Here is a 22,585-nt window from a genome sequence, read left to right as displayed (position 1 = left end):
CTCAATAATTGCAACACATTTTTAAGTTTTATCAATAATTTCTTTGAATAATATAGCATTTTCCCGTTTTGATTTATTTTCTTCTGTTTAATATGCTCTGTTTCGCCCAAAAACACCACTTGCTTAAGAAAATATACTGTCCCTTGCGAAATTGCCTGTTTCATGCTAAACTTATCAACATTAAAACACTCAAAAAAGGGCGTTTTTCAACGCTTTGTGCCTTTCGCACAGAGAAGCATTCTATTCAGAAAGGAATCGAAACCATGAATTTTTTAGAAGAACGTATTATGAAGGACGGCATTGTAAAGGAGGGGAATGTCTTAAAGGTCGACAGCTTTCTCAACCATCAGATGGATATCCGTCTCTTTGACGAGATGGGTGCCGAGTGGAAACGCCGCTTTGCAGGCAAACCGATCAACAAGATCCTGACCATCGAGGCTTCCGGTATCGGTATCGCCTGCGTGGCTGCCAGACATTTTGATGTACCGGTCGTCTTTGCCAAGAAGTCCAAAAGCATCAATATTGAGGGAGACATGTATGTAGCCGAGGTGGAGTCCTTCACCCACAAGTGCAAAAATCAGGTCATTGTCTCCAAGAAGTTTCTAAGTCCGGAGGATCATGTACTCATCATTGATGATTTTCTGGCAAATGGCTGTGCTCTGCAGGGACTGATCTCCATCATCACCGAAGCCGGTGCAACTGTTGAAGGAATCGGAATTGCCGTTGAGAAGGGCTTCCAGGTCGGCGGTCGTATGATCCGCAACCTCGGTTTCCAGTTAGAGTCTCTGGCGATCGTGGATGCCATGGACGCCTCCACCGGCGAGATCACCTTCCGCGAGCAGTAACCCCCGGCACATCCATTGGGGACAAAGTAGTTTCTGCCCCCCGTCATCTTTTAAATGATTTTCTTTGTAATAAGAAATAATACATCGACGTTCCTGTTACCGGGATCGTTATTTTACCAATCGAAAAGGAAAGGAATTTACATGAAATGAGTAACAAAAATAACAGTTCAGTAAGCAACATCTATCAATTAGAGGGACGGGTTCCCGTATCCCGCGCCATTCCGTTTGGTCTTCAGCACATTCTTGCAATGTTCGTAGCCAATATTTCACCGATCATCATTGTTGCCGGTGCCTCCGGTGTCTCCGGCAAACAGCTTGCCATGTTGATCCAGAGTGCCATGCTGATCGCCGGTATCGGTACACTGATCCAGCTTTTCCCGCTCTGGCGGATCGGCTCCGGTCTTCCGATCGTTATGGGTATCAGCTTTACGTTCGTATCGATCATGTGTTACATCGGCACAAACTACGGCTACGGCACGATCATGGGAGCCGTACTGATCGGCGGTCTGATCGAGGGCTGTCTTGGTCTTTTCGCCAAATACTGGATAAAGATCATCTCTCCGATCGTATCCGCCAGCGTGGTTACGGCGATCGGATTTTCCCTTCTCTCTGTAGGCTCCACCTCCTTCGGCGGTGGCAGCGGCAGCGAAAACTTTGGCTCTGTCGAAAACTGGATCCTCGGTACGATCACACTGCTTTGCTGTATCTTATTTAATATATTTGCAAAGTCCTACTGGAAGCAATTGTCCGTCCTTTTCGGACTCATTGTCGGATACCTTGTCGCAATCCCGATGGGACTTGTCGATTTCTCCTCTCTGGCAGGCACCAGCGTTATTGCTCTTCCACATCTGATGCCATTTAAAATGGAATTTCATTTAAATGCGATCATTTCTGTAGCATTGATTTTCTTAGTATCTGCCACAGAGACAATCGGAGATACGCAGGCACTTGCCAATTCCGGCTTAAACCGCAGTGCCACCACAAAAGAGATCTCCGGCTCCCTTGCCTGTGATGGTTTTATCAGCTCCCTGTCCTCTCTGTTTGGCTGTATGCCGATCACATCCTTCAGCCAGAACGTCGGTCTTGTCGCAATGACAAAGGTTGTCAACCGCTTCACGATCGCTACAGGCGCGCTGATCATGATCCTTGCCGGTATCTTCCCAATCTTTGGTGCTGTGCTTGCCACACTGCCGGATGCCGTTTTAGGCGGATGTACGATCATGATGTTTGGAACGATCGTTGTCAGTGGTCTGCAGATGATCGGTAAATGCGGTTATTCACAGAGAAACATCACTATCGTGGCACTTTCCTTAAGTATCGGTATTGGCTTTACACAGGTGCCGGAGCTGTTCTCTGTATTCCCGAAGATCATCGAGACAGTCTTCGCAGAGAACTGTGTAGCCGTGGTATTTCTGGTAGCGGTTATCTTAAACCTGATCCTTCCGCAGAATATGGAAGCATTTGAGGAAAAGAAAGCTGCAAACGAGTAGTAAATGATCCTTATTACGGCTTTCGCCGCAGTACAAACATATCATAACGAAAGAAGAGACATGCTCTATATGACATAGAACATGTCTCTTCTTTTCGTTTATCAAAACGTTTTACTAAGACTTCCCATTCCCCCAATTGATGTATGCCCATAATATTTCTTATGTCTGATTATTTAGAAGTTACATTTTGTCTGCCAATGTATAAAAATCCGTGAGCTATCACTAAAAAATTGTCTTGTCACTGACGGATTTCGAAAAATCTAATTGCTTTGCTGCTTTGATCTTCGATAAACGCATCCTGCCGTACTCGCCCCAAGGTGGGAATCAGATGTTTCGAGAGGCACTTGCATCCGCCGGTACTTACGCCCAAGTATTGTAAATACATATATAATTATTTAACACTTGGGGCGTTATGTACCGCTGCGTGGTGCAGTGGTAGCGAAAGCGTGCCGTCCGAAATAGCTGAGCCCACCTATGGGGCTCAGTCGTTCGGATGCGCATTTATCAAAGCATTGCAAAGCAAAGATTTTTCAGAAATCCTACTGATCTGCGTCAATTTTTTAGTGATAGCTCACGGATCAATTTATTTTCCAAGGCAAAATGGATGTTTCATTCTTGGACATAAGAAATATTTTGGGTTGATTTCTGTCTTTGGAATGGGAAGTCTTAGTATTTCATTACATACATCGAGACTTTTCATACCAAAACAGGGAAGTCTGTCTCGCGACAATCAACTTCCCTGATAAGGTTTTACTCTTTTTCATTGTGGTTTCGTAAATTAATATTTACGCTTACGAGCTGCCTCAGACTTCTTCTTACGACGAACACTAGGCTTCTCATAATGCTCTCTCTTACGAATCTCCTGCTGAATACCTGCCTTTGCGCAGTTTCTCTTGAAACGGCGTAAAGCGTTATCCAATGTCTCATTCTCTTTTACGATTACATTTGACATAGTCTCACACCTAACCTCCCTCCAGTTGTAAATTTTGCGCGGCTGCTGTGCATTCAGCTGCTTATAAATCCAATACACAACTGTATGGGTATTTTTAACGACAGGATTCCTCCTATCAACGCACAAGATAGATTATAACACATTTTTCCATTTCGTCAACTACTTTTTGAAATATTTCTCTTTATTTCAACTGACCCTCAAGGACTTCTTTTACCTTGGCGATCGCGTTGTCGATTCCTGCCGGATTCTTGCCGCCTGCCTGTGCCATATTCGGACGTCCGCCGCCGCCACCTCCGACTTCGGAAGCAATGGCTTTGATCAGGTTGCCGGCATGTGCTCCGTGCTTCATTGCCTCATCGGTTGCCATAGCAAGCAGAGAAACCTTTCCGCCCACGGCGGATGCCAGAACAACGACACCCTCACCGATCTTTTCCTTCATCTGGTCACCGAGTGTACGCAGACCATTCATATCTACCTCAGGTACGCTCATTGCCAGTACCTTTACACCGGCAATCTCCTGAATCTGGCTGTCTACATCACCGGCTGCCTCGTTGGCAAGCTTTGTCTTAAGCTTCTCATTCTCGGACTGGAGAGCCTTGATCTCCTCCTGCATGGACTGAATCTTCTTCTCCAGCTGCTCCGGCTCAGCCTTTGCTGTCTTTGCTGCAGCATTCAGTGCCTTCTCGATATTATCGTAATGCTTCATCAGACCTGTAGATGTCAGTGCCTCGATACGACGGACGCCTGCTGCAACACCGCTCTCGGAAATAATCTTGAAGGATGCGATCACGCTTGTGTTCGCTACATGAGTACCACCACAGAGCTCTGTACTGAAATCACCCATCTTGACAACGCGAACCTTATCGCCGTACTTCTCACCAAAAAGAGCCATCGCACCGGTCTCTTTTGCCTCTTCGAGTGTCATCTCCTCGGTTACAACATCAAGACTTGCAGAGATCTGATCATTGACGATCTGCTCAACCTTCTCAATCTCCTCCTGTGTCATTGCAGAGAAATGAGAGAAGTCGAAACGAAGTCTCTCGGCATCCACGTAGGATCCCTTCTGCTCAACATGATTGCCCAATACCATACGGAGTGCCTTCTGAAGAAGATGTGTTGCACTGTGATTCTTTCCGGTATCCAGACGATTCTTCGGACAAACCTTTAATGTCGCGGTATCGCCGGTCTTGATCATTCCCTTTGTAACCTTACCGATATGACCGATCTTGCCACCCTGCAGGTGAACCGTATCCTCAACAACAAACTCGCTGTCTCCGACAGTGATCGTACCTATATCTGCCTTCTGACCACCCATGGTTGCATAGAACGGTGTCTCCTCAACGATCACGGTACCTGTCTGACCATCTGTAAGTGCATCAACAAGCTCTGTCTCTGTGGTAAGTACTGTGATCTTTGAATCATGCTCCAGATCATGATATCCGACAAATTTAGAAGTAATTGCCGGATCAATCTGCTGATATACGGTCTCCTCGGCACCCATGTAGTTTGTCTCTTTGCGAGCCTTACGTGCCTTGTCCTTCTGCTCCTCCATAAATGCTTTAAAGCCGGCCTCATCTACGGTGCAGCCCTGCTCCTCAAGGATCTCTGTCGTGATGTCAAGAGGGAAACCGTAGGTGTCATACAGCTTGAACGCATCTGCGCCGGAAAGCTCTGTCTTGCCCTCAGCCTTCATTGTCTCCTGCATCTCATTTAAAATAGCAAGTCCCTGGTCGATCGTCTTATTAAACTGCTCTTCCTCTTTATTCAGAACATTTAAGATAAATTCTTTCTTCTCTTCTAACTCCGGATAACCGTCCTTGGACTCGTTGATCACGGTCTTTGATAACTCTGCCAGAAATGCTCCCTTGATGTCGAGCTTTCTGCCATGAAGCGCTGCACGGCGGATCAGACGGCGGAGAACATAACCACGTCCTTCGTTACCCGGCATAACACCATCAGAGATCAGAAATGTTGAAGAACGGATATGATCGGTGATCAGACGGATGGAAACATCCTTCTCATCGTCCTTCTGATACTCTGTATGAGCCATCTCGCAGATGCGGTCACGGATTGCCTTCATGGTGTCAATATCAAAGACAGAATCCACATCCTGTACAACAACAGCGAGACGTTCCAGACCCATTCCGGTATCGATGTTCTTATTCTGGAGTTCCTCGTAGCCGCCATGTCCGTCTCCGTTAAACTGGGTAAATACATTGTTCCATACCTCCATGAAACGGTCACAGTCGCAGCCAACCTTACAATCCGGTTTGCCACAGCCGTACTTCTCTCCTCTGTCGTAATAAATTTCAGAGCACGGACCACAAGGACCTGCACCATGCTCCCAGAAGTTATCACATTCCCCGTTCTCATCACGGTAGAATCTGGTGATCTTCTCTCCCGGCACACCGATCTCCTTTGTCCAGATATCGTATGCCTCTTCATCCTCACCGTAGATAGACGGATATAATCTCTCCGGCTCCATACCGATCACCTTTGTCAAAAACTCCCATGACCATGCGATCGCCTCATGCTTGAAATAATCTCCGAAGGAGAAGTTACCAAGCATCTCAAAAAACGTCAGATGACGTGCTGTCTTACCAACATTCTCAATATCTCCTGTACGGACACACTTCTGACAGGTTGTTACTCTGCGCTTCGGCGGAATCTCCTGTCCCGTGAAATATGGCTTGAGTGGTGCCATACCCGCATTGATCAGCAAAAGGCTGTTATCATTGTGCGGAACCAGCGAAAAGCTCTTCATCGCCAAATGATCCTTGCTTTCAAAAAAGTTCAAATACATTCTTCGAAGCTCATTTACTCCATACTTTTGCATGTTTATCCTCCATTCTGCACATTTCCGTGTGCATCCACAAATTGTATGACCGACCGCCCGGAAGCTTTGCCGGCTTTGTTTTTCCTTACTGGAATAAAGAAAAAACCCCTAATTTATAATTATAAATTAAGGGTTTGTATCTGTCAATCATTGTTTCCGGCATCAAAGCCATTTCATAAGTACAAATTGCATAACCGGATCAAAACGAAACTATCCAAGCACTTCCTCGATATGCTCCTGATTCTTATCCGCCTCCGGATCATCCTTCAGGATTGAAAATGCAATGTTGGTAGAGTGATCGGCAATCCGCTCCAGACCGGATACGACATCCGTAAAGATCATGCCGGCATGTGCCTGACACTTGTCGCTGGTCAGACGCACGATATGATTATTCTGAAGCTGACGCTCCATGCCATCGATCTCATTCTCAAGATCAAGGATCTCCTGCAGATGTTCCTCGCTGTTGTGGCTGAACATATTGAGTGCCAGAGAAAGGATCTCGCAGGTGTCTTTCAGCATCTCCTTCAGTTCCTTCTCCGCATCTGCCGAAAAGCTAAGCTCCTGATCAATGCAGGTCTTTGCAAAATCTGCGATATTCTCTGCGTGATCTCCGATCCGCTCAATATCATTGACTACATGGAACAGTCCACCTAACATCTTACGATCCGCCACCGGCAGAGACAATGTATTGATCTGCACCAGATAATCCGTGATCTCTGTATTCAGATAATCGATCGTAATCTCCGTCTGATAGACCTCTGCGATCAGATTCTCATCTTTATTTAACAGGGCATCCATTGCCTTTTCCATGTTCTCCTGTGCGATATTACCCATGCGGACGATCTCACAGATTCCTGTCGGTACGGCTGTGGTCGGATTATATACATTGTGTCCGCCGATATAAGCAAGCTCCGGTGCTGTGCTTGTCGCCTCCTCTTCCTGATCCTCGCCCGGAACCAGAATGTAGGACAGCTTGATCAGAAGCGGTGACAGGAAGAAGAATACCGCAACCTGAACCACCTTAAACATCGTATGCGTATTGGCAACCTCTCTCTGAAGGAATACATTCACGCCATTAACCATCTGATCCGGCTGGGTACAGGTATGCTCCGTCATAATGTGAAGCAGATGCTCTACACCATTGCTGCCTAAGATCAGCACAATAAACATCAATATAGATCCCAGCACGTTAAAGGAAAGATGCAGGCACGCTGCCCGTTTCGCCATCTTATTGCCGGAAAGACTGGTAAGCACTGCAGAAATACAGGCACCGATATTACAGCCAAGGATCATGAAAAATACATGATGAATATCGACAACGCCCTGTCCGCATAATGCGATCAGAATACCAACCGTCGCGGATGAGCTCTGCAGGATTGACGTCACGGCAAATCCAAAGAACACACATAAAAACGGATTGGAAAGCTGACCAAGTGTTGATGTCACAAGAGGTGCATCCTTTATGGTTCCCACTGCAGAGGACATCGTTCCCATACCAATAAATAAAATACCAAAGCCGACAATAACTTCACCGAACTTCTTGACCATCGGGTGCTGCATAAACATGACCATGATGACACCGACAAGCAGGATCACCGGAGCGTACTTGGACATATCCAGCGACAAAAGCTGTCCTGTCACCGTTGTACCGATATTGGCACCGAAGATCACACCGATTGCCTGAGACAGATTCATCAGACCCGCATTTACAAAGCTGACGACCATAACAGTGGCCGCATTGGATGACTGGATGATACCGGTAAATATAATACCGACGATCAACGCAGAAAATCTCGTCTTTGTCAATGTCTCCAGGATACCACGCATCTTGTCGCCGGCAACCTTTTGAAGACCATCACCCATCAGTTTCATTCCGTAAAGGAACATGCCGAGTCCGGCAATTACATTCAATATCGCTGTAGAATACTCTGCACTCATCTTTTGACCTCTCTCTCTGTGCAATCTCCCCGGTCATGGATTCTGTTTTTGACCTGCACACGTTATTATACTATTTATCATTTTTCCCTTAACTATGTTAAACGATTCTTACAAAAGATACAAGCAGATTTTACATTTTTTACATTTTTTTTACACAGTGTTCATTTCAATTTGCGTCCCCCCTTAAAATATGATACCATTCGATGCATAAGAACATTTCAGGAGGAATCAATATGCTGTCAATTCATTTGGATCAACGATCCGGCAAACCATTATATAATCAGATCTACGAACAGATTCGCGAACAGATCCTGACCGGCGAACTGACAGCTTCCACAAAACTGCCCTCCACGCGCAGCATGGCAGGCAATCTCGGCGTCAGCAGAAATACGGTGGATACCGCATATTACCAGCTTCAGTCGGAGGGCTATATTGATGCCGCTCCCAAGAGCGGATTTTATGTGTGTGCGCTCACTCCGGTCGATTACCGCACAAAGCCAGCCGTCCCGGTGCCGGAGAACACTACCGGAAGCACAGACACAGCCGATGCATCCGAAACACAGGACAAACCGGCTTTTCTCTACGACTTTGACCCCTACTCGATCGATATCAGTCATTTTCCGTTTTCTGTCTGGCGCCGTCTCTCCAGACAGGTATTAATGGACGACCATTCTCTTTTCCTTCTTGGCGACAACCGCGGAGATCAGGCACTGCGCAGTGCAATCTGCAGTTATGTACGCATGTCAAGACAGGTAACCTGCACACCGGATCAAGTCATCGTGGGGGCCGGTGTAGATTATCTGCTGCAGATGCTTTCCCTTGTATTTCAGTCCTCCTCTATGAATAATATCACACTGGAGTCACCCGGCTACACGCAGGCAGCGCATATCTTTCACAACAACGGGCTGACCGTCACTCCGGGAACTATGGATAAAAGCGGGCTCAGCACATCGTCAATTGCACCGGAAAGTTCCATCGTCTATGTCACACCATCCCATCAGTTTCCGCTTGGCACAGTCATGCCATACGGTCGGCGTGTCGAGCTTCTTACCTGGGCAAAATCCGCTCCGAACCGTTACATTATCGAAGATGACCACGACAGTGAGTTCCGTTACCGCGGCAAGCCGATTCCTGCCCTTCAGGGAATGGATGACGAGAATCGTGTTATTTATATCGGTACCTTTTCCAAAGCAATCGCTCCTGCGATCCGTGTCGGCTACATGATCCTTCCACCGGAACTTCTGAAACGGTACGAACAGATCTGCGGACATTATTCCTGCACTGTCTCCCGCGTGGATCAGGCAATCCTCACGCATTTCCTGTGCGAAGGATATTTTGAAAAGCATGTCAACCGCATGCGAAAGATTTACCGCAGCAAACATGATCTCATTCTCGAATGCATGCAGCCGCTGATCGACCGGTATGGACTGACGCTTCAGGGCGAACACGCCGGCATGCATATCACGATCTTTCTGCCGGAGCACATCAATGAGCAGTCTCTGATCAAAAATGCCGCCACGCAGGGCATTCATCTGTACGGCATCGAAAGTCATTATCTGCCACAGCACCCGGAAAAGCTCCGTCAGCAGGCAATCCTGCTTGGTTACTCTGCCCTCACCGAGGAAGAGATCAAAAAGGGTGTCCACCTCATGGTGGACACCCATATCTTCGATCAGAGCAGCTCCTCTGCCCGTTTCTTATCATAAGCCATCTGTGCCTTCAGCGCATCCAGACTCTCAAACCTCTGCTCCGGACGCAGGAAATACAGAAAATATACTTTCATCTGTTTGCCGTAGAGATCCCCGTCAAAATGAAGCAGTGTCGTTTCTACATTTGCCTGACTGGCACCAACAGTCGGCTTTACACCAACATTCGTCACTCCGGCATAGATCTTCCCATCGACTTCCACTCTGCTGGCATAAACGCCATAAACCGGAAGAAGCTTCTGCGATCCCGGCACAAGGTTCGCAGTCGGCATGCCGATCGTTCTTCCAAGTGCGTTGCCATGAACAACTTCACCGCTCACAAAATACGGATCTCCAAGCAGCCGGTTGGCTGTCTCGATCTTCCCTTCGGCAAGCTCTCTGCGGATCCTTGTGCTGCTGATCACTTCGCCATCCTCACAGATCTTGGGAAACACACAGAGCTCATAGCCATATTTTGATGCATATTCGTCAAGCATTTCTACATTTCCACGGCGTCCACAGCCAAAACGAAAGTCTTCGCCAACGCAGATCAACTTTGCATCCATACGTTCCACCAGAATCTCCTGAATAAATGCTTCCGGAGTCATCGATTTTGTTTCCTCACGAAACGGGAAAAGCACCTCCCGCTCAACGCCAAGTCTCTGCAGCAGATCCCGTTTCTCCTGCTCCACATAGATCTGCGGTCCCTTCCATATTCCGTCAAAGGTAAAGATTGTGGCATGCATGTCCTTCTGCTCCAGGATCCTGTTCAGCAAAAGGCGATGCCCCCGGTGAAAACCATCGAATTTCCCCAGAGACACCGCACTGTTTTCTATTTTAAAGTCAAGACCATTTATGATTTCCATTGTCCTTGTCCCTTTCGCCGCTAAAACATCTTCCGCACCCGAAGGTCCTTTTCTCCCTTCCGGTACATCGCCTTAAACCGCCCCGTCTCATCATAGACAAGAAATTCCTGTCCTTCAGAAAGCTCCCTTATCATAACAGGATTCTCCCGATCCGGGTCATATGGCTGCAAAAAACGAGGTAGCAGCGGATTTCCATTGGCGAGCTTCGCTGCAAATTCATCCCGGATCCGATATGCGGGGTATCCGGCAAACAGCGCATCGACCTGCACGATATGTGCCTCAACCACATTCTCCGCCATCAACTGCTCAATCTGCGCCAGCGTGAATGCTTTTTCCAGTTCAAAAACACCGACTCTTGTCCGCAGCAGCGACTTCATTGCACCGAAGCAGCCAAGCTTTTCTCCGATGTCGTTGCAAAGTGTCCGGATATAGGTTCCCTTCGAGCAGGTCACATCTATGGTAAATGTGCCTTCCTCCGGTACAAAATCCACCAGCTCCAATGCATAGATCGTAATCGACCTTGCCTTGCGCTCGACCGTCTTTCCCTCTCTTGCAAGCTCATAGAGCTTCTTTCCATTCACCTTCAGTGCCGAATACATAGGCGGAACCTGAAGCTGATTCCCGGTAAAGCCACAAAGAACCTCCTGCAGAGCTTCCCTCGTCACCCCGGAGCAGTCCGCTGTCTGCAAAATCTCCCCCGTCATGTCCTGTGTATCCGTTGAAACGCCAAGCTGGCACACGGCACGGTATGTTTTGTCTTTGTTCGTAAGCAGATCGCATACCTTTGTCGCCTTCCCGAGACAGACCGGAAGAACGCCCTCCGCTTCCGGATCAAGTGTACCCGTATGACCGATCTTTTTCTGATGCAGGATTCCCCGCAGCTTTGCCACCACATCATGGGAGGTAAAGCCCTTCTCTTTATATACATTGATTATGCCATCCATCACACTCTCTCCTATATGAGACGCTACATCTGAAACTCAATATGCTCCGTAATATTATTGACTACATCATGCAAAGAGCCGCGCATCGTACAGCCTGCCGCCTTCACATGACCACCACCGCCGAAATAAACAGCAATCCTGCTGACATCGATCGTGGTATTGGAACGCATGCTGACCTTGTACTCCTGATCACCAATCTCATGAAGCAGAAGTGCCACCTCAACCCCCTTTGTCACACGAAGCTGGTCAATAATTCCTTCGATGTCCTCTGTCTGTGCGCCGTAAAATTCCAGCATCCTCCGGGTAACTGTGGCAACGATCACCTTTCCATCCATCAAACGCATGCTTGTAAGAAGTGTTCTTCCAAGAAGCTGTGTCTGTGTATAGGTTCTCTGGTAAAAGCATTCGTCTATATATTTCCAGAACGGAATGCCCTTTTCCATCAGACTTCCGGCAATCTCCATTGTTTTTGGGGTGGTGCTGGAATAACGGAACACACCGGTATCCATAATAATTCCGATATAGAGTGCCTCTGCGATTTTCTCGTCGATCAGCTCCTCTTCCATCAGACCATAAAGCACCTCACAGGCTGAGCTACAGCCCGGCTTGACGAAATTGTCCTTCGCATAGCCAAGATTGCTCACATGATGGTCAACACATGCTGTCTGCTTTGCAGTGTCAAACACCGCCTGCGCCTCTCCCAGACGATCCTTCGAACTGCTGTCCAGCACCAGGAACAGATCCACCGGCTCCTTCGGCAGCTCCTGCACAAATATCGTGTGATCCGGATCCAGAAAGTCAAATACCTCCGGAACCTTTTCCACATACGCATGAATAGCAGCGTCCGGATATAATTTCTTCAGATATCGGTAAGATGCCACGGCTGCGCCGACACAATCGCCATCCGGTCTTAAATGTCCTGCGATAAATATGGTCTTCGCTCCCTGTGCAAGCTCTCTTAATCCTGTCATCCTCTAACCGCCTTCCTGCTCTTTATTTCTCTTCTTCCTCTTTCTTCAGTTCATCAATACGTTTCGACATATTGATTCCATACTCGATCGAATCATCCATCACGAACGTAAGCTCCGGCGTATTGCGCAGATTTAACTGCTTTGCAAGCTGTGTACGGATATGAGAGGCTGCGCTCAAAAGACCCTTGTGTGTCTTTTCACGATCCTCGTCGTTGCCAAGTACACTGACGAATACCTTTGCAAACTTCAGATCCGGAGTTACCTCCACAGAGACAACCGAAGTCATCGGATGAATCCGTGGATCTTTAATATCCTGTGCAATGATCTTGCTCAGAACTCTCTGAACCTCCCCATTCATGCGGGAGTATTTAATACTGTTTTTTTTCATAGCTATTCCTCATTTCCCATTGCTTCCTATCTAGGAATCTCAACCATAATATAAGCCTCGATCTGGTCACCCTCATGGATATCATTGAAATCCTGTGCCACGATACCACACTCATATCCGGCTGCAACTTCCTTCACATCATCCTTGAAACGCTTCAGGGATGCCATCTCGCCCTCAAATACGAGTTCGCCTTCACGGCTGATACGGATCTTGCTTCCACGCTCAATCTTACCATCCAGAACATAACTTCCGGCAATCGTTCCGACACCGGATGCCTTGAAGGTCTGACGAACCTCGAGATGAGCGATCACCTTCTCTTCGTATTCCGGATCAAGCATACCCTTCATTGCCGCCTCAACATCCTCGATCGCATCGTAAATAACGCGGTACAGACGAACGTCAACCTTCTCGCGGTCTGCAATGTCCTTTGCAGTGTTATCCGGGCGAACATTAAATCCGATAATGATCGCATTGGATGCACTTGCCAGGCTGACATCAGACTCGTTGATCGCACCAACACCGGCATGAATCACGCGGACTGCCACCTCTTCATTGGTAAGCTTGAGAAGACTCTGCTTCACAGCCTCAACAGAACCCTGTACATCAGCTTTAACGATAATGTTGAGTTCCTTAATATTACCTGCCTGAATCTGGGAGAATAATCCATCCAGAGTCAGTTTTGCCTTTGTATCATCAAGCAGCTTCTCTCTTCCCTGAGCCACATAAGTCTCAGCGATATTACGTGCTTCCTTATCATTCTCGGTTGCCATAAAGATCTCACCGGCATCCGGCACATCATGAAGACCAAGGATCTCAACAGGTGTAGAAGGAAGTGCTTCCTTTACACGTCTTCCACGGTCATCCATCATAGCACGGATCTTACCGTAAGCAGCTCCGACAGCGATATTATCACCGACATGAAGTGTACCCTTCTGTACCAGAATCGTAGCAACAGGACCACGTCCCTTGTCTAACTTCGCCTCGATAACAACACCTCTTGCCAGACGATCCGGATTAGCCTTTAACTCCTCAACCTCTGCGGTCAGGATGATCATCTCAAGAAGCTGATCGATACCCTCGCCGGTATGTGCGGATACCGGAACGAATACCGTATCTCCACCCCAGTCCTCAGCGATGAGCTCATACTCCACTAACTCCTGTTTTACACGCTCAACATTGGCACTTGGCTTATCGATCTTATTGACAGCAACGATAATCTGCACACCTGCTGCCTTCGCATGGTTGATCGCCTCTACAGTCTGTGGCATAACACCATCGTCTGCTGCGACAACGAGGATTGCGATATCCGTTGCCTGTGCACCTCGCATACGCATGGAGGTAAATGCCTCATGTCCCGGTGTATCTAAGAAGGTGATCTTCTCACCATTGATCTCTGTGACATATGCACCAATGTGCTGTGTGATTCCACCTGCCTCGCGGGAGGTAACGTTTGTCTCACGGATCGCATCCAGAAGAGAAGTTTTACCATGGTCAACGTGACCCATAACGCAGACTACAGGCGGTCTCTTCTTCATTAAGGATTCATCCTCTTCATCCTCCTTCAGAAGCTCTGCAACAAGATCGACCTTCTCCTCCATCTCAGCGATGCAGTTGTACTCCAGTGCGATCTCTTCCGCCTCTTCATAAGTGATCTGATGGTTCAGCGTTACAACCTCACCACGCATGAAAAGATTCTTGATCACGGTAGATGCCTGCACCTTCATGATATCAGCCAGCTCCTTGATCGTCATCTTCTCTGGCAGAATGATATTTCTGATGCCATCCTCCGGCTCCTCCGGTTTTACAACCGGCTCCGGCTTAATAAATGCACCCTTACGGTTCGGATCCTTCTTCTTGGTCTTTCTTCCGCCCGGTCCGTAAAGTGGATTGTACTCCGGCTCTTCTCTGTCACGGTCTCTGCCATGTCTCTGCTTTGCACTTCTTGAGTCATTCTTAGCTCTCTGTGCTCTGGACTGCTTAACCTCAGGCTTCACTGCATCAATTCCGGAGAAGGAATTGCCACCACGTCCGCCATCGCGGCGTCCACCGTTCTGGCCGCCACGGTTATCTCTGTTCTGGCCGTTACGATTGTCGCGGTTGTAACCGCCCTGTCCGTTTCCACGGTTACGGTTGTCTCCGCGGTTATCTCTTCCGCCCTGTCCGTTACGGTTGTCGCGGTTGTAGCCACCCTGTCCGTTTCCACGGTTACGGTTATCGCCACGGTTGTCTCTTCCGCCCTGTCCGTTACGATTATCACGATTGTCACGGCGTCCACCGTCACGACGGTCACGATTGTCGCGGTTATCTCTTCCACCCTGTCCGTTACGGTTGTCACGGCGGTTATTCTGCTCAGGACGATTCTCAGAGACCGGCTTCTTCTCCGGTGCCTTCTGTGCTGCCGGAGCCTTTTCCTCTTTCTTTGGCTCTTCCTTCTTCTCTTCTTCCTTCTTTACTGGTTCCGGTTTCTCTTCCTTCTTCTCGGTCTCTTTCTCTGCTGTCTTTTCCTTCACCGGTGTTTCCTCCACAGTCTTCTTCGTCTGTTCCTTCTTCTCTTCGGTCTTAGCCTCTTCCTTTTTCTTCGGCTCTGCCTTTTCTTTGACTTCCTTCTTTGGAGCACTTTCCGTCTTTACGACTTCCTCTGTTTCCTTTACAGGCTCAGCCTTCTTGGCAGATCCCTTAAACTTATTCAGAAGAAAGCTGATCGCATCATCTTCAATACTGCTCTGAGCACTCTTTACCTGAAATCCGTTCTCCTGTAACAGTTTGATCAGATCCTTGCTCTTCAGATCCGGGAATGCTCCCTGCAGACTTCTTGAAATCTCATATATCTTCATCTTTGCCATATATTACTACGACCTCCTAATCCATTTTCTTCATAATTGCCTGTGCAAAACCATTATCTACGACTGCTAATGATGCTCTAAGTTCTTTTCCCATTGCATGCCCAAGATAATCTTTTGCAGCATGGATGCGAAGTGGCACCTGATAAAACTCACACATGTTTCGGAATTTCTTTTGTGTATTTTCCGAAGCATCCTCCGCCAGGATAACCAGTGCAGCCTCTCCGGTCTTTACCGCCTTCTCTGTCATGAACTCTCCGCTCACAACCTTTCCGGCTTTCTGTGCCAGCCCGATCAGATTCAAAACTCTGTCATTCTGCAATGTTATCCATCTCCTTTTCCAGTTCCTTATATATTTCATCGGGAATAACCGTTTTCAGGGAGCGTTCCAGTGATTTCCGTCTGCGCGCCTTGCGAAGGCATTCCGTAGAATTACATATATATGCACCACGTCCGTTTTTCTTGCCTGTCAGGTCGATCACAATCGTATCCTCCGGCGTCTTAATGATGCGTACCAGTTCTTTTTTCTCTTTTCTCTCACCACATCCGGTGCATTGACGCAGCGGAACCTTTCGTGGACGGACACTGCTTTTCTCTCCCATATGCTCACATCCTTTTCTGATTATTCCTGCTTAATATCGATCTTGTATCCTGTCAGTTTTGCAGCAAGACGTGCGTTCTGACCTTCCTTACCGATTGCCAGAGAGAGCTGATTCTCAGGAACGATTACTCTGGCTGTTTTCTCTTCCTCATCCGCAGTAACGGAAATAACCTTTGCCGGGCTGAGTGCATTCTCGATCAGCACTGCCGGATCATCACTCCATGTAATGATATCAATCTTCTCGCCGCGCAGCTCGTCAACAATCGCATTGACACGATCACCATTGATACCAACGCATGCGCCGACCGGATCAACATTTGGATCTTCTGTATAAACAGCGATCTTTGTTCTGGAACCTGCCTCTCTTGCAATGCTCTTGATCTCCACTATGCCATCCTGAAGCTCTGTTACCTCTTCCTCAAACAGACGCTTTACAAACTCCGGATGTGTTCTGGAAACAGTAATACGAGGTCCCTTTGTCGTATCCTTTACCTCAACAACATAAAGCTTAATGTGCTCTGTCGGTTTGAAATGCTCGCCATGCACCTGCTCGCTTTCCATCAGGATTGCATCAACCTTACCGAGGTTAATACAGACATTATTACCACTGTAACGCTGAACAATACCGGTGATAACCTCACGCTCTTTCTCAAGATACTGTGTATACAGCACCTTTCTCTCCTCCTCGCGAATCTTCTGAACAACAACCTGCTTTGCCTTCTGTGCAGCGATTCTGCCGAAGTTCTTTGGAATCACCTCGGTAGATACGGTATCACCCGGCTCAACCTTGCCATATTTCAGGGTTGCCTCAGTCAGTCCGATCTGTGCAGTCGGATCCTCTACCAGATCATCCTCTACAACCTCATAATCCGCAAATACCTTGATCTCTCCGGTATCACGGTTGATAGAAACACGGATATTGTCCGCCTTGCTCTCAAACTGATTCTTGCAGGCAGCCACCAGCGAATTCTCAATCGCCTCGAGAATGATGTCCTTACTGATCTGTTTCTCCTTTTCGATCGCCTCCAATGCTTCAATAAGCTCTGTGCGGTCTGACTTTGTTGATTTACTCTTTCTTGCAGCCATTTTTATCTCCTCCTAAATATAAGCTTCCTGAACTTGTATTCACTAAAAATTAATGGTTAGCTTCACCGACGAAATCTCTTTTCTCATAATCTCATATTCAGGTGAAAACTCAGTCTCAACAGTGATCGTATCCGGTGTGTATGCAAGAAGAACTCCTGTAAGCTCTTTCACCGACACTTCTTTGCCGTTTCTCCCCACCGGAAGCTTTCTGCCCTGATAAAAATGAACATCCACCTCTTCGCCTATACTGCGTTTGAAATCTTTGTCCTTCTTGAGCTGTCTTCCAAGACCCGGCGAGCTGACCTCCAGCACATAAGCCTCTGATATGAAATCATCCTTATCCATCATATCGCTCCATGCACGATTCACCAATTCGCAGTCATCAAGGGTAATACCACCCTCTTTGTCCACATAGGCACGCAGATACCACTGACCGGCTTCCTTGACATATTCCACGTCAACCAGTTCAAAGCCGTTCTCTTCCATCAATGGCTCCAGCATCTTCTCCGCCCGTGCCTCATACTCCTCACGTTTCGTCAAATGCATAACCTCTTTTCCACTGACGAAGCAGCAACCATGAAACTCTTATAAATTACTGCCTCGTTCCAAAACGAAAGAGTGGACCGCGCAGTCCACTCTTCATAATTTACAGTATCACAATGACGATAATAGCACTACAACCTCGGAAAATCAAGGGGTTTTGCGTATTTTTTACGATTTTTCCACATTTTTTTACGAATTTCACTGCACAACCGGTGCAATCCGTGTCTCATAGCCATTTTCGTACAAAATCTGTTCGGCACGGCGAACCTCGGTCAGTGACGGATATATTCCCTGGCAAACGACATAGTAATCTCCTCTCTTCCCAACAAAGCTCTCAAATCCGTCCTCCTGCAGAAGCGCTGCCAGATTCTTAGCATTCTCTTCATGTGCAAACATCCCGGTTTCGATCGTGTAGCTTTCTGCCTTCTCTGTGGCCCGGACATCCTTCCCGGCTTCCTGCAGCGTTTCAAGGATGCCGTCCGCAATCGCCTGTGCCACCTCAGGGAATTTAGCATCCAGAAGCGCATTGTCCCTGTCCGTGTTGATAAATCCAACCTCAACCAGTCCCGCCGGCATATTGGACTGACGGATTACCGGCAGATCCTTTCGCACTGATATTCCAAGATTAGTAAATCCCGCCTTTTCCAGCTCGCTGTTAATATTCTGCGCCAGCAGGCGGCGTGGACCGCTGTCTGCATACACAAGCGTTTGTATCCCTGAATACTGATTCGGGGACGGACTGGAATTACGATGGATCGAAATAAACAGATCCGAATCGTTTTCGTTGGCGATCTCCGCCTTCCTCTGCGGAGTCTGATAGACATCCTCTGTCCTTGTGTATCTGACGTCCACTCCCTCGTTCTGCAAAATATTTCCGACTGCCAGTGCCAGGTTCAGATTATCATCCTTTTCTTTCCGTCCCTGATAGGAAGCACCATTGTCATAGCCTCCGTGACCGGCATCCAATGTTACCACTGCCATAGTCATCCTCCCTTTACTGTGATAGAATGATGCCGGGACAAATATTTGACCACTGCATCATATAATAAGAAGTCTTCTCCTACTATGACTATGCAGCCGGGGCGATTTGGTGTGTTTTATATTCGTTGCAAAACTTTCTCTGTTGCCGCCTCACGAAGTTGGTTCAAGTTTTCCAAAACACTCTTTCATATTCAGAAACACATCTGCTATAAAAGAATCAATCCCTCATATTCATCCCTGCAGATCGAACATACCACCAGATCACACCGTTCATTGATATCTACATGGGGCATCTGTATCGGGTTCAAATTGATAATTTTGATTGGCGTATCATTCTGATTTTTCTTTTTGGAACGCAGATGATCTCCATCGGCTGATACAATCCCACTATCATAGTCTGAATTACTGTCATATTCCAGCCGAATAAATAGGTTTATCAAACTTTATATTTACCCTAACAGGAATATCATAAAAGTAGAGACTTCATTCAATAATGAGTGAGGCTTCTTTTAGTTTTGCTTATGGGTTTGAAGTGTTAGAAATTTATGTAACTTCATAGACATTTTCTTATCGTTGAGCTATAATATTAAAATCATATGGAACAGATAGGCATTGATTTTAGGAAGTGATACAAATGAAAAAGCTAAAAAAGAGATTCATTGTTCCGGCAGTGGTATTTATATTGGGCATGTGCGCGTTAATCGGTACGACATATGCAGTCGGTAAGGGTCAGGAGCAGCAGAACAGGACAAAAGCGAAGCTCAATGCGATGACATATGCAGAGCGTATAAATGGCGAGCTTATGGAGGGAATAGATGTTACCGATACCTTAAAGCAGGTTGTCATAAGTGGTGATGGAAATATAAATAAGTTTTATGATATTGCAGCAAATATGATGGACGATTCGATTCAGAGTATACAGATAGCACCGAATGGAGTTGTGACTGAAATATATCCAGAGGAGGGGAATGAATCCGGCAAGATAGATCTGATAAATGATAGTGACAGGGGAGAGATTTCGCGCTATGCGAGGGATAATGACACTGTAATTACGCAGGGACCATTTGAGCTGAAGCAGGGCAGATATGGTATAGCAGTGCGCAATCCGGTTTATTTGGAGGATGAAAATGGTCAGAAGAGCTTTTGGGGCTTCACAATTGTTATACTGAAGGTTCCGGAAATTTTTTCTGATTCTGTAAAGGCTCTTTCCAATTTTGGATATAAGTACAGTCTGCAGAAGTGTGCTTCGCCGTGGGATGATATGTATGAGTGGGTTTATGGTTCAAAGAAAGAGTTGAACGATCCGGTGATATATGACTTTGACGTGTATGGAGACAAGTGGAGGCTTGAGATTTTACCCAAGAGTGGGTTTTACAATAATAACTACCTGATATACATGTTTATTGGAGGTGTAATTATAGTCCTGCTTTTGACTGGGCTTATAGCAGCATTGATTTTCATCAATGAAAACAGGAAGAATTTCAAGAGACTTGCTGTGACTGACACACTGACCGGTATCTACAACAGGCTCGGCTTTGATGATCAGGTTGAGCAATATATGAGGCAGAACCCGCAAAAGCACTGTGTTATGGCGATGATTGATATTGATGATTTCAAGCTTGTTAATGATGTGTATGGACATGCGGCGGGTGATGGTGTACTGCAGAAGCTTGCAGAGAGCATGAAGCAATATTTTTCAAAGGATGTTATACTCGGCAGAAACGGAGGCGATGAGTTTAGCATTTTCATGCCGGATTGCACGGTAGTGGAGGTTAAGCCTTTTCTTAAGAAGTTTACAGAAGAAACCAGGAATTTTTATTGTAAAGGTGAAGCGCATACATTTACCATTTCACTGGGCTTTGCGGAGTATCCTGTTTTGGCTGATGACCGTTCACAGCTTATGCATTGTGCGGACAAGGCACTTTATGAGGTGAAAATGCGTGGTAAGAACGGCTGCATGGCATATCGTGAGGGTGAGCAAGTAAAGAGTCGCGCAAAGCTTGGTTTTGTAATGAAGGATATTATTGATAATTTGCCGGGAGCTTTTATTGTTTACAGAGCAGATAAAGAAAATGATGAGATTCTGCTTGCAAACAGTGAGTTGCTTCGGCTTACAGGCTGTAAAAATATGGACGAGCTGCTTGCATATACAGGTAAGAGCTTCTGCAATCTGATACGCCCGGATGAACAGGAAAGCTGTCAAAAAAGCATATGGTCGCAGATTAACGGAGGACACTCAAATGATTATATTTTCTTTCATATGCAAAAAGCAGACGGTAAATATATTTCAGTGCTCAACCATGGCAGGATAGTGGATTCAGTGCACAATGGCAGAGTATTTTATGTGATGATTATGGACTTAAAGTCACTGCAGAGGCACTATGGAGACCGCCTGGAGCTGGTGGAGAAGTAGAAAAAAGCAGATTGCCCTCGTTAATGCAAGCCGGAGAAAGGTGGCAGATTCCTCGTTAGTCATGCCCTTATCGTCCGGGGCACAATACTTTCAAAGACTGCGCCCCAGACGATAAGGCGGTGGCTGCGCGTTCTGCGTTCCTCTTTGAATAGCTTCTGACGCAACATCTTTTCCCGATTTTCAAACTGCCGGATTTTCTTCTTTCCCCCCTCAATCTCGGCTTGCAGCTCCTCGCGGGTTTTCTCTCTTGGCTTTGTCATGGGTGGTCGCTCCTTTCTGCTCATAGGCATAGAAAAAGGACAATCGATTTTCTCGACTGTCCTCTCGGATTGGTTATGTAATTGTAAAATGTTATTTTTCATTAAACTTTTGAATATCTCCGTAATCTTTAAGCTCACTATTTTCAAAAGCTTGTTGTAAATTATCGCTATCCAAAAACAACACGTTTCCACTTGAGGTCAAGGGCAACAAACAAGAATCAGCTTTCAGTATTTCTGCCGGATTGTCTATTAGTATAACCAGAGGATTTTTTGCTTCTATTGGCTTCGCTGATCCAAGAGTTACATTTACAGGAAATGCAAGCAGACCGCCACCTCGTATTCGTATAACCCTGTTCCTTCTGGCAATACACTTCCGTCGTTTGTCAATATCGGCATTTGACTGTCTAAAAACTCTTGCATACTTTTTGATAAGCTGCTATATTCTATGGGTTTTAATTTGCCAGAATCGCCAAAGTTTTCAATCCATTTGGGATTTGTAAACACCAAATGGTCATAATCTCCCAGATCGGCAGAAAGTTCAATAGCGCTATCTACTACATAGGAGAGGAGCAAATTGTCCTCTTGGTCAGATAGCAAATTGCTTCCAGCAGTTATCAGTTCTTTATCTTCGCATACTGTATCTATGTCAGTATATTCTATAAAGCTAATTCCGGTCATGTCATATTCGGAAAGCTTATTTGTATTTCCGCACCCGGTTAAACTAATCACAAGTGCTAATGCAGACATGATTATAATGTTGTTATGTTTCATAGATTACCGCCCCCTTCTCATGCACCAGTAAATATTGAATAATTCTCTGGCGAACGGGATTCATAAAAACTGATATGTAATGACTTTTGTCAAGAGTAAATTCGAAAAAAATCAAAAAAAATTAATTATTCTGTTTTCTGAAGGCACCCAGAAAGAGCTTCGGAGTATCAGTTCC

Annotated in this window: 20 protein-coding genes; 4 read left to right on the top strand and 16 right to left on the bottom strand. The window is 46.5% G+C overall.

Going from position 1 to position 22,585, the window contains the following annotated elements:
• Positions 1-263 precede the first annotated feature (263 nt).
• Both DXA20_RS11880 and DXA20_RS11875 read left to right on the top strand, forming a co-directional pair.
• Positions 264-845 carry a xanthine phosphoribosyltransferase gene (locus tag DXA20_RS11880; RefSeq protein WP_118561024.1) on the top strand — a complete coding sequence of 194 codons (582 nt, stop codon included), beginning with the start codon at positions 264-266 and terminating at the stop codon, positions 843-845.
• 146 nt (positions 846-991) lie between these two features.
• Positions 992-2,335: a uracil-xanthine permease family protein gene (locus tag DXA20_RS11875; RefSeq protein ID WP_118561022.1), complete on the top strand. Its 1,344-nt coding sequence runs from the start codon at positions 992-994 to the stop codon at positions 2,333-2,335.
• A 778-nt stretch (positions 2,336-3,113) separates the two neighbouring features.
• Here DXA20_RS11875 and rpsU read toward each other — a convergent pair.
• From rpsU to DXA20_RS11860, 3 genes are all read right to left on the bottom strand, one after another.
• A complete protein-coding gene (gene rpsU, locus DXA20_RS11870) occupies positions 3,114-3,287 on the bottom strand; it encodes a 30S ribosomal protein S21 (protein WP_022013401.1) in 174 nt (57 codons plus the stop codon).
• A gap of 181 nt (positions 3,288-3,468) precedes the next feature.
• The gene (alaS, locus tag DXA20_RS11865; RefSeq protein WP_118561020.1) at positions 3,469-6,123 is read right to left on the bottom strand and encodes an alanine--tRNA ligase; all 2,655 of its coding nucleotides are present in this window, start codon (positions 6,121-6,123) and stop codon (positions 3,469-3,471) included.
• 210 nt (positions 6,124-6,333) lie between these two features.
• Entirely contained in the window at positions 6,334-8,061 is a 1,728-nt protein-coding gene (locus tag DXA20_RS11860) for a Na/Pi cotransporter family protein (RefSeq protein ID WP_022304879.1), read from the bottom strand.
• A gap of 233 nt (positions 8,062-8,294) precedes the next feature.
• On the opposite strand from DXA20_RS11860, the gene pdxR reads away from it, so the two are divergent.
• A complete protein-coding gene (gene pdxR / locus DXA20_RS11855; RefSeq protein ID WP_158577226.1) occupies positions 8,295-9,767 on the top strand; it encodes a MocR-like pyridoxine biosynthesis transcription factor PdxR in 1,473 nt (490 codons plus the stop codon).
• On the opposite strand, the gene DXA20_RS11850 is transcribed toward pdxR, so the two are convergent.
• The 11 genes from DXA20_RS11850 to DXA20_RS16025 form a co-directional block, all read right to left on the bottom strand.
• Entirely contained in the window at positions 9,734-10,612 is an 879-nt protein-coding gene (locus DXA20_RS11850) for a bifunctional riboflavin kinase/FAD synthetase (RefSeq protein WP_022304881.1), read from the bottom strand. The two genes, pdxR and DXA20_RS11850, sit on opposite strands and share 34 nt — an antisense overlap.
• Positions 10,613-10,632: 20 nt before the next feature.
• A complete protein-coding gene (gene truB, locus DXA20_RS11845; RefSeq protein ID WP_118561016.1) occupies positions 10,633-11,559 on the bottom strand; it encodes a tRNA pseudouridine(55) synthase TruB in 927 nt (308 codons plus the stop codon).
• Positions 11,560-11,579: 20 nt separating this feature from the next.
• Entirely contained in the window at positions 11,580-12,527 is a 948-nt protein-coding gene (locus DXA20_RS11840; protein WP_118561014.1) for a DHH family phosphoesterase, read from the bottom strand.
• A gap of 22 nt (positions 12,528-12,549) precedes the next feature.
• Entirely contained in the window at positions 12,550-12,915 is a 366-nt protein-coding gene (gene rbfA, locus DXA20_RS11835; RefSeq protein WP_118561012.1) for a 30S ribosome-binding factor RbfA, read from the bottom strand.
• 26 nt (positions 12,916-12,941) lie between these two features.
• The gene (infB, locus tag DXA20_RS11830) at positions 12,942-15,758 is read right to left on the bottom strand and encodes a translation initiation factor IF-2 (protein WP_118561010.1); all 2,817 of its coding nucleotides are present in this window, start codon (positions 15,756-15,758) and stop codon (positions 12,942-12,944) included.
• A 16-nt stretch (positions 15,759-15,774) separates the two neighbouring features.
• Complete coding sequence (locus DXA20_RS11825; protein WP_022304886.1) at positions 15,775-16,077, bottom strand: L7Ae/L30e/S12e/Gadd45 family ribosomal protein; 303 nt, start codon at positions 16,075-16,077, stop codon at positions 15,775-15,777.
• A complete protein-coding gene (rnpM, locus tag DXA20_RS11820; RefSeq protein WP_022304887.1) occupies positions 16,067-16,357 on the bottom strand; it encodes an RNase P modulator RnpM in 291 nt (96 codons plus the stop codon). Before rnpM ends, DXA20_RS11825 begins: the two co-directional genes overlap by 11 nt.
• Positions 16,358-16,377: 20 nt before the next feature.
• Positions 16,378-17,442, bottom strand: a complete 1,065-nt coding sequence (nusA, locus tag DXA20_RS11815; RefSeq protein WP_118561008.1) for a transcription termination factor NusA — start codon at positions 17,440-17,442, stop codon at positions 16,378-16,380.
• Positions 17,443-17,484: 42 nt separating this feature from the next.
• Complete coding sequence (rimP, locus tag DXA20_RS11810; protein WP_118561006.1) at positions 17,485-17,982, bottom strand: ribosome maturation factor RimP; 498 nt, start codon at positions 17,980-17,982, stop codon at positions 17,485-17,487.
• 201 nt (positions 17,983-18,183) lie between these two features.
• Entirely contained in the window at positions 18,184-18,966 is a 783-nt protein-coding gene (locus tag DXA20_RS11805) for an N-acetylmuramoyl-L-alanine amidase (protein WP_118561004.1), read from the bottom strand.
• A 206-nt stretch (positions 18,967-19,172) separates the two neighbouring features.
• The gene (locus tag DXA20_RS16025; RefSeq protein WP_147403747.1) at positions 19,173-19,406 is read right to left on the bottom strand and encodes a hypothetical protein; all 234 of its coding nucleotides are present in this window, start codon (positions 19,404-19,406) and stop codon (positions 19,173-19,175) included.
• Between the two features lie 194 nt (positions 19,407-19,600).
• On the opposite strand from DXA20_RS16025, the gene DXA20_RS11800 reads away from it, so the two are divergent.
• Positions 19,601-21,379 (top strand): diguanylate cyclase domain-containing protein, encoded by a 1,779-nt coding sequence (locus tag DXA20_RS11800; protein WP_118561002.1) that lies wholly within the window; start codon positions 19,601-19,603, stop codon positions 21,377-21,379.
• A 59-nt stretch (positions 21,380-21,438) separates the two neighbouring features.
• Here DXA20_RS11800 and DXA20_RS11795 read toward each other — a convergent pair whose 3' ends face one another.
• Together DXA20_RS11795 and DXA20_RS11790 are read right to left on the bottom strand one after the other, a co-directional pair.
• Complete coding sequence (locus tag DXA20_RS11795; protein WP_330420870.1) at positions 21,439-21,639, bottom strand: DUF3847 domain-containing protein; 201 nt, start codon at positions 21,637-21,639, stop codon at positions 21,439-21,441.
• A 306-nt stretch (positions 21,640-21,945) separates the two neighbouring features.
• Positions 21,946-22,410 (bottom strand): DUF6619 domain-containing protein, encoded by a 465-nt coding sequence (locus tag DXA20_RS11790; protein WP_243100642.1) that lies wholly within the window; start codon positions 22,408-22,410, stop codon positions 21,946-21,948.
• Positions 22,411-22,585 lie beyond the last annotated feature (175 nt).

The organism is Roseburia sp. AM59-24XD (assembly GCF_003478445.1).
Lineage (GTDB): Bacteria > Bacillota > Clostridia > Lachnospirales > Lachnospiraceae > Jutongia.
The sequence above is the reverse complement of the archived record's forward strand: the minus strand, read 5'-3'. Positions and strand labels throughout refer to the sequence as shown.

What these genes read in the sequence shown, in the direction of transcription:
- DXA20_RS11880 (WP_118561024.1), top strand. Translation starts at nt 264, where the DNA reads ATGAATTTTTTAGAAGAACGTATTATGAAGGACGGCATTGTAAAGGAG.
- DXA20_RS11875 (WP_118561022.1), top strand. Translation starts at nt 992, where the DNA reads ATGAGTAACAAAAATAACAGTTCAGTAAGCAACATCTATCAATTAGAG.
- rpsU (WP_022013401.1), bottom strand. Translation starts at nt 3,287, where the DNA reads ATGTCAAATGTAATCGTAAAAGAGAATGAGACATTGGATAACGCTTTA.
- alaS (WP_118561020.1), bottom strand. Translation starts at nt 6,123, where the DNA reads ATGCAAAAGTATGGAGTAAATGAGCTTCGAAGAATGTATTTGAACTTT.
- DXA20_RS11860 (WP_022304879.1), bottom strand. Translation starts at nt 8,061, where the DNA reads ATGAGTGCAGAGTATTCTACAGCGATATTGAATGTAATTGCCGGACTC.
- pdxR (WP_158577226.1), top strand. Translation starts at nt 8,295, where the DNA reads ATGCTGTCAATTCATTTGGATCAACGATCCGGCAAACCATTATATAAT.
- DXA20_RS11850 (WP_022304881.1), bottom strand. Translation starts at nt 10,612, where the DNA reads ATGGAAATCATAAATGGTCTTGACTTTAAAATAGAAAACAGTGCGGTG.
- DXA20_RS11840 (WP_118561014.1), bottom strand. Translation starts at nt 12,527, where the DNA reads ATGACAGGATTAAGAGAGCTTGCACAGGGAGCGAAGACCATATTTATC.
- rbfA (WP_118561012.1), bottom strand. Translation starts at nt 12,915, where the DNA reads ATGAAAAAAAACAGTATTAAATACTCCCGCATGAATGGGGAGGTTCAG.
- infB (WP_118561010.1), bottom strand. Translation starts at nt 15,758, where the DNA reads ATGGCAAAGATGAAGATATATGAGATTTCAAGAAGTCTGCAGGGAGCA.
- rnpM (WP_022304887.1), bottom strand. Translation starts at nt 16,357, where the DNA reads ATGGGAGAGAAAAGCAGTGTCCGTCCACGAAAGGTTCCGCTGCGTCAA.
- nusA (WP_118561008.1), bottom strand. Translation starts at nt 17,442, where the DNA reads ATGGCTGCAAGAAAGAGTAAATCAACAAAGTCAGACCGCACAGAGCTT.
- DXA20_RS11805 (WP_118561004.1), bottom strand. Translation starts at nt 18,966, where the DNA reads ATGGCAGTGGTAACATTGGATGCCGGTCACGGAGGCTATGACAATGGT.
- DXA20_RS11800 (WP_118561002.1), top strand. Translation starts at nt 19,601, where the DNA reads ATGAAAAAGCTAAAAAAGAGATTCATTGTTCCGGCAGTGGTATTTATA.
- DXA20_RS11795 (WP_330420870.1), bottom strand. Translation starts at nt 21,639, where the DNA reads ATGACAAAGCCAAGAGAGAAAACCCGCGAGGAGCTGCAAGCCGAGATT.
- DXA20_RS11790 (WP_243100642.1), bottom strand. Translation starts at nt 22,410, where the DNA reads ATGAAACATAACAACATTATAATCATGTCTGCATTAGCACTTGTGATT.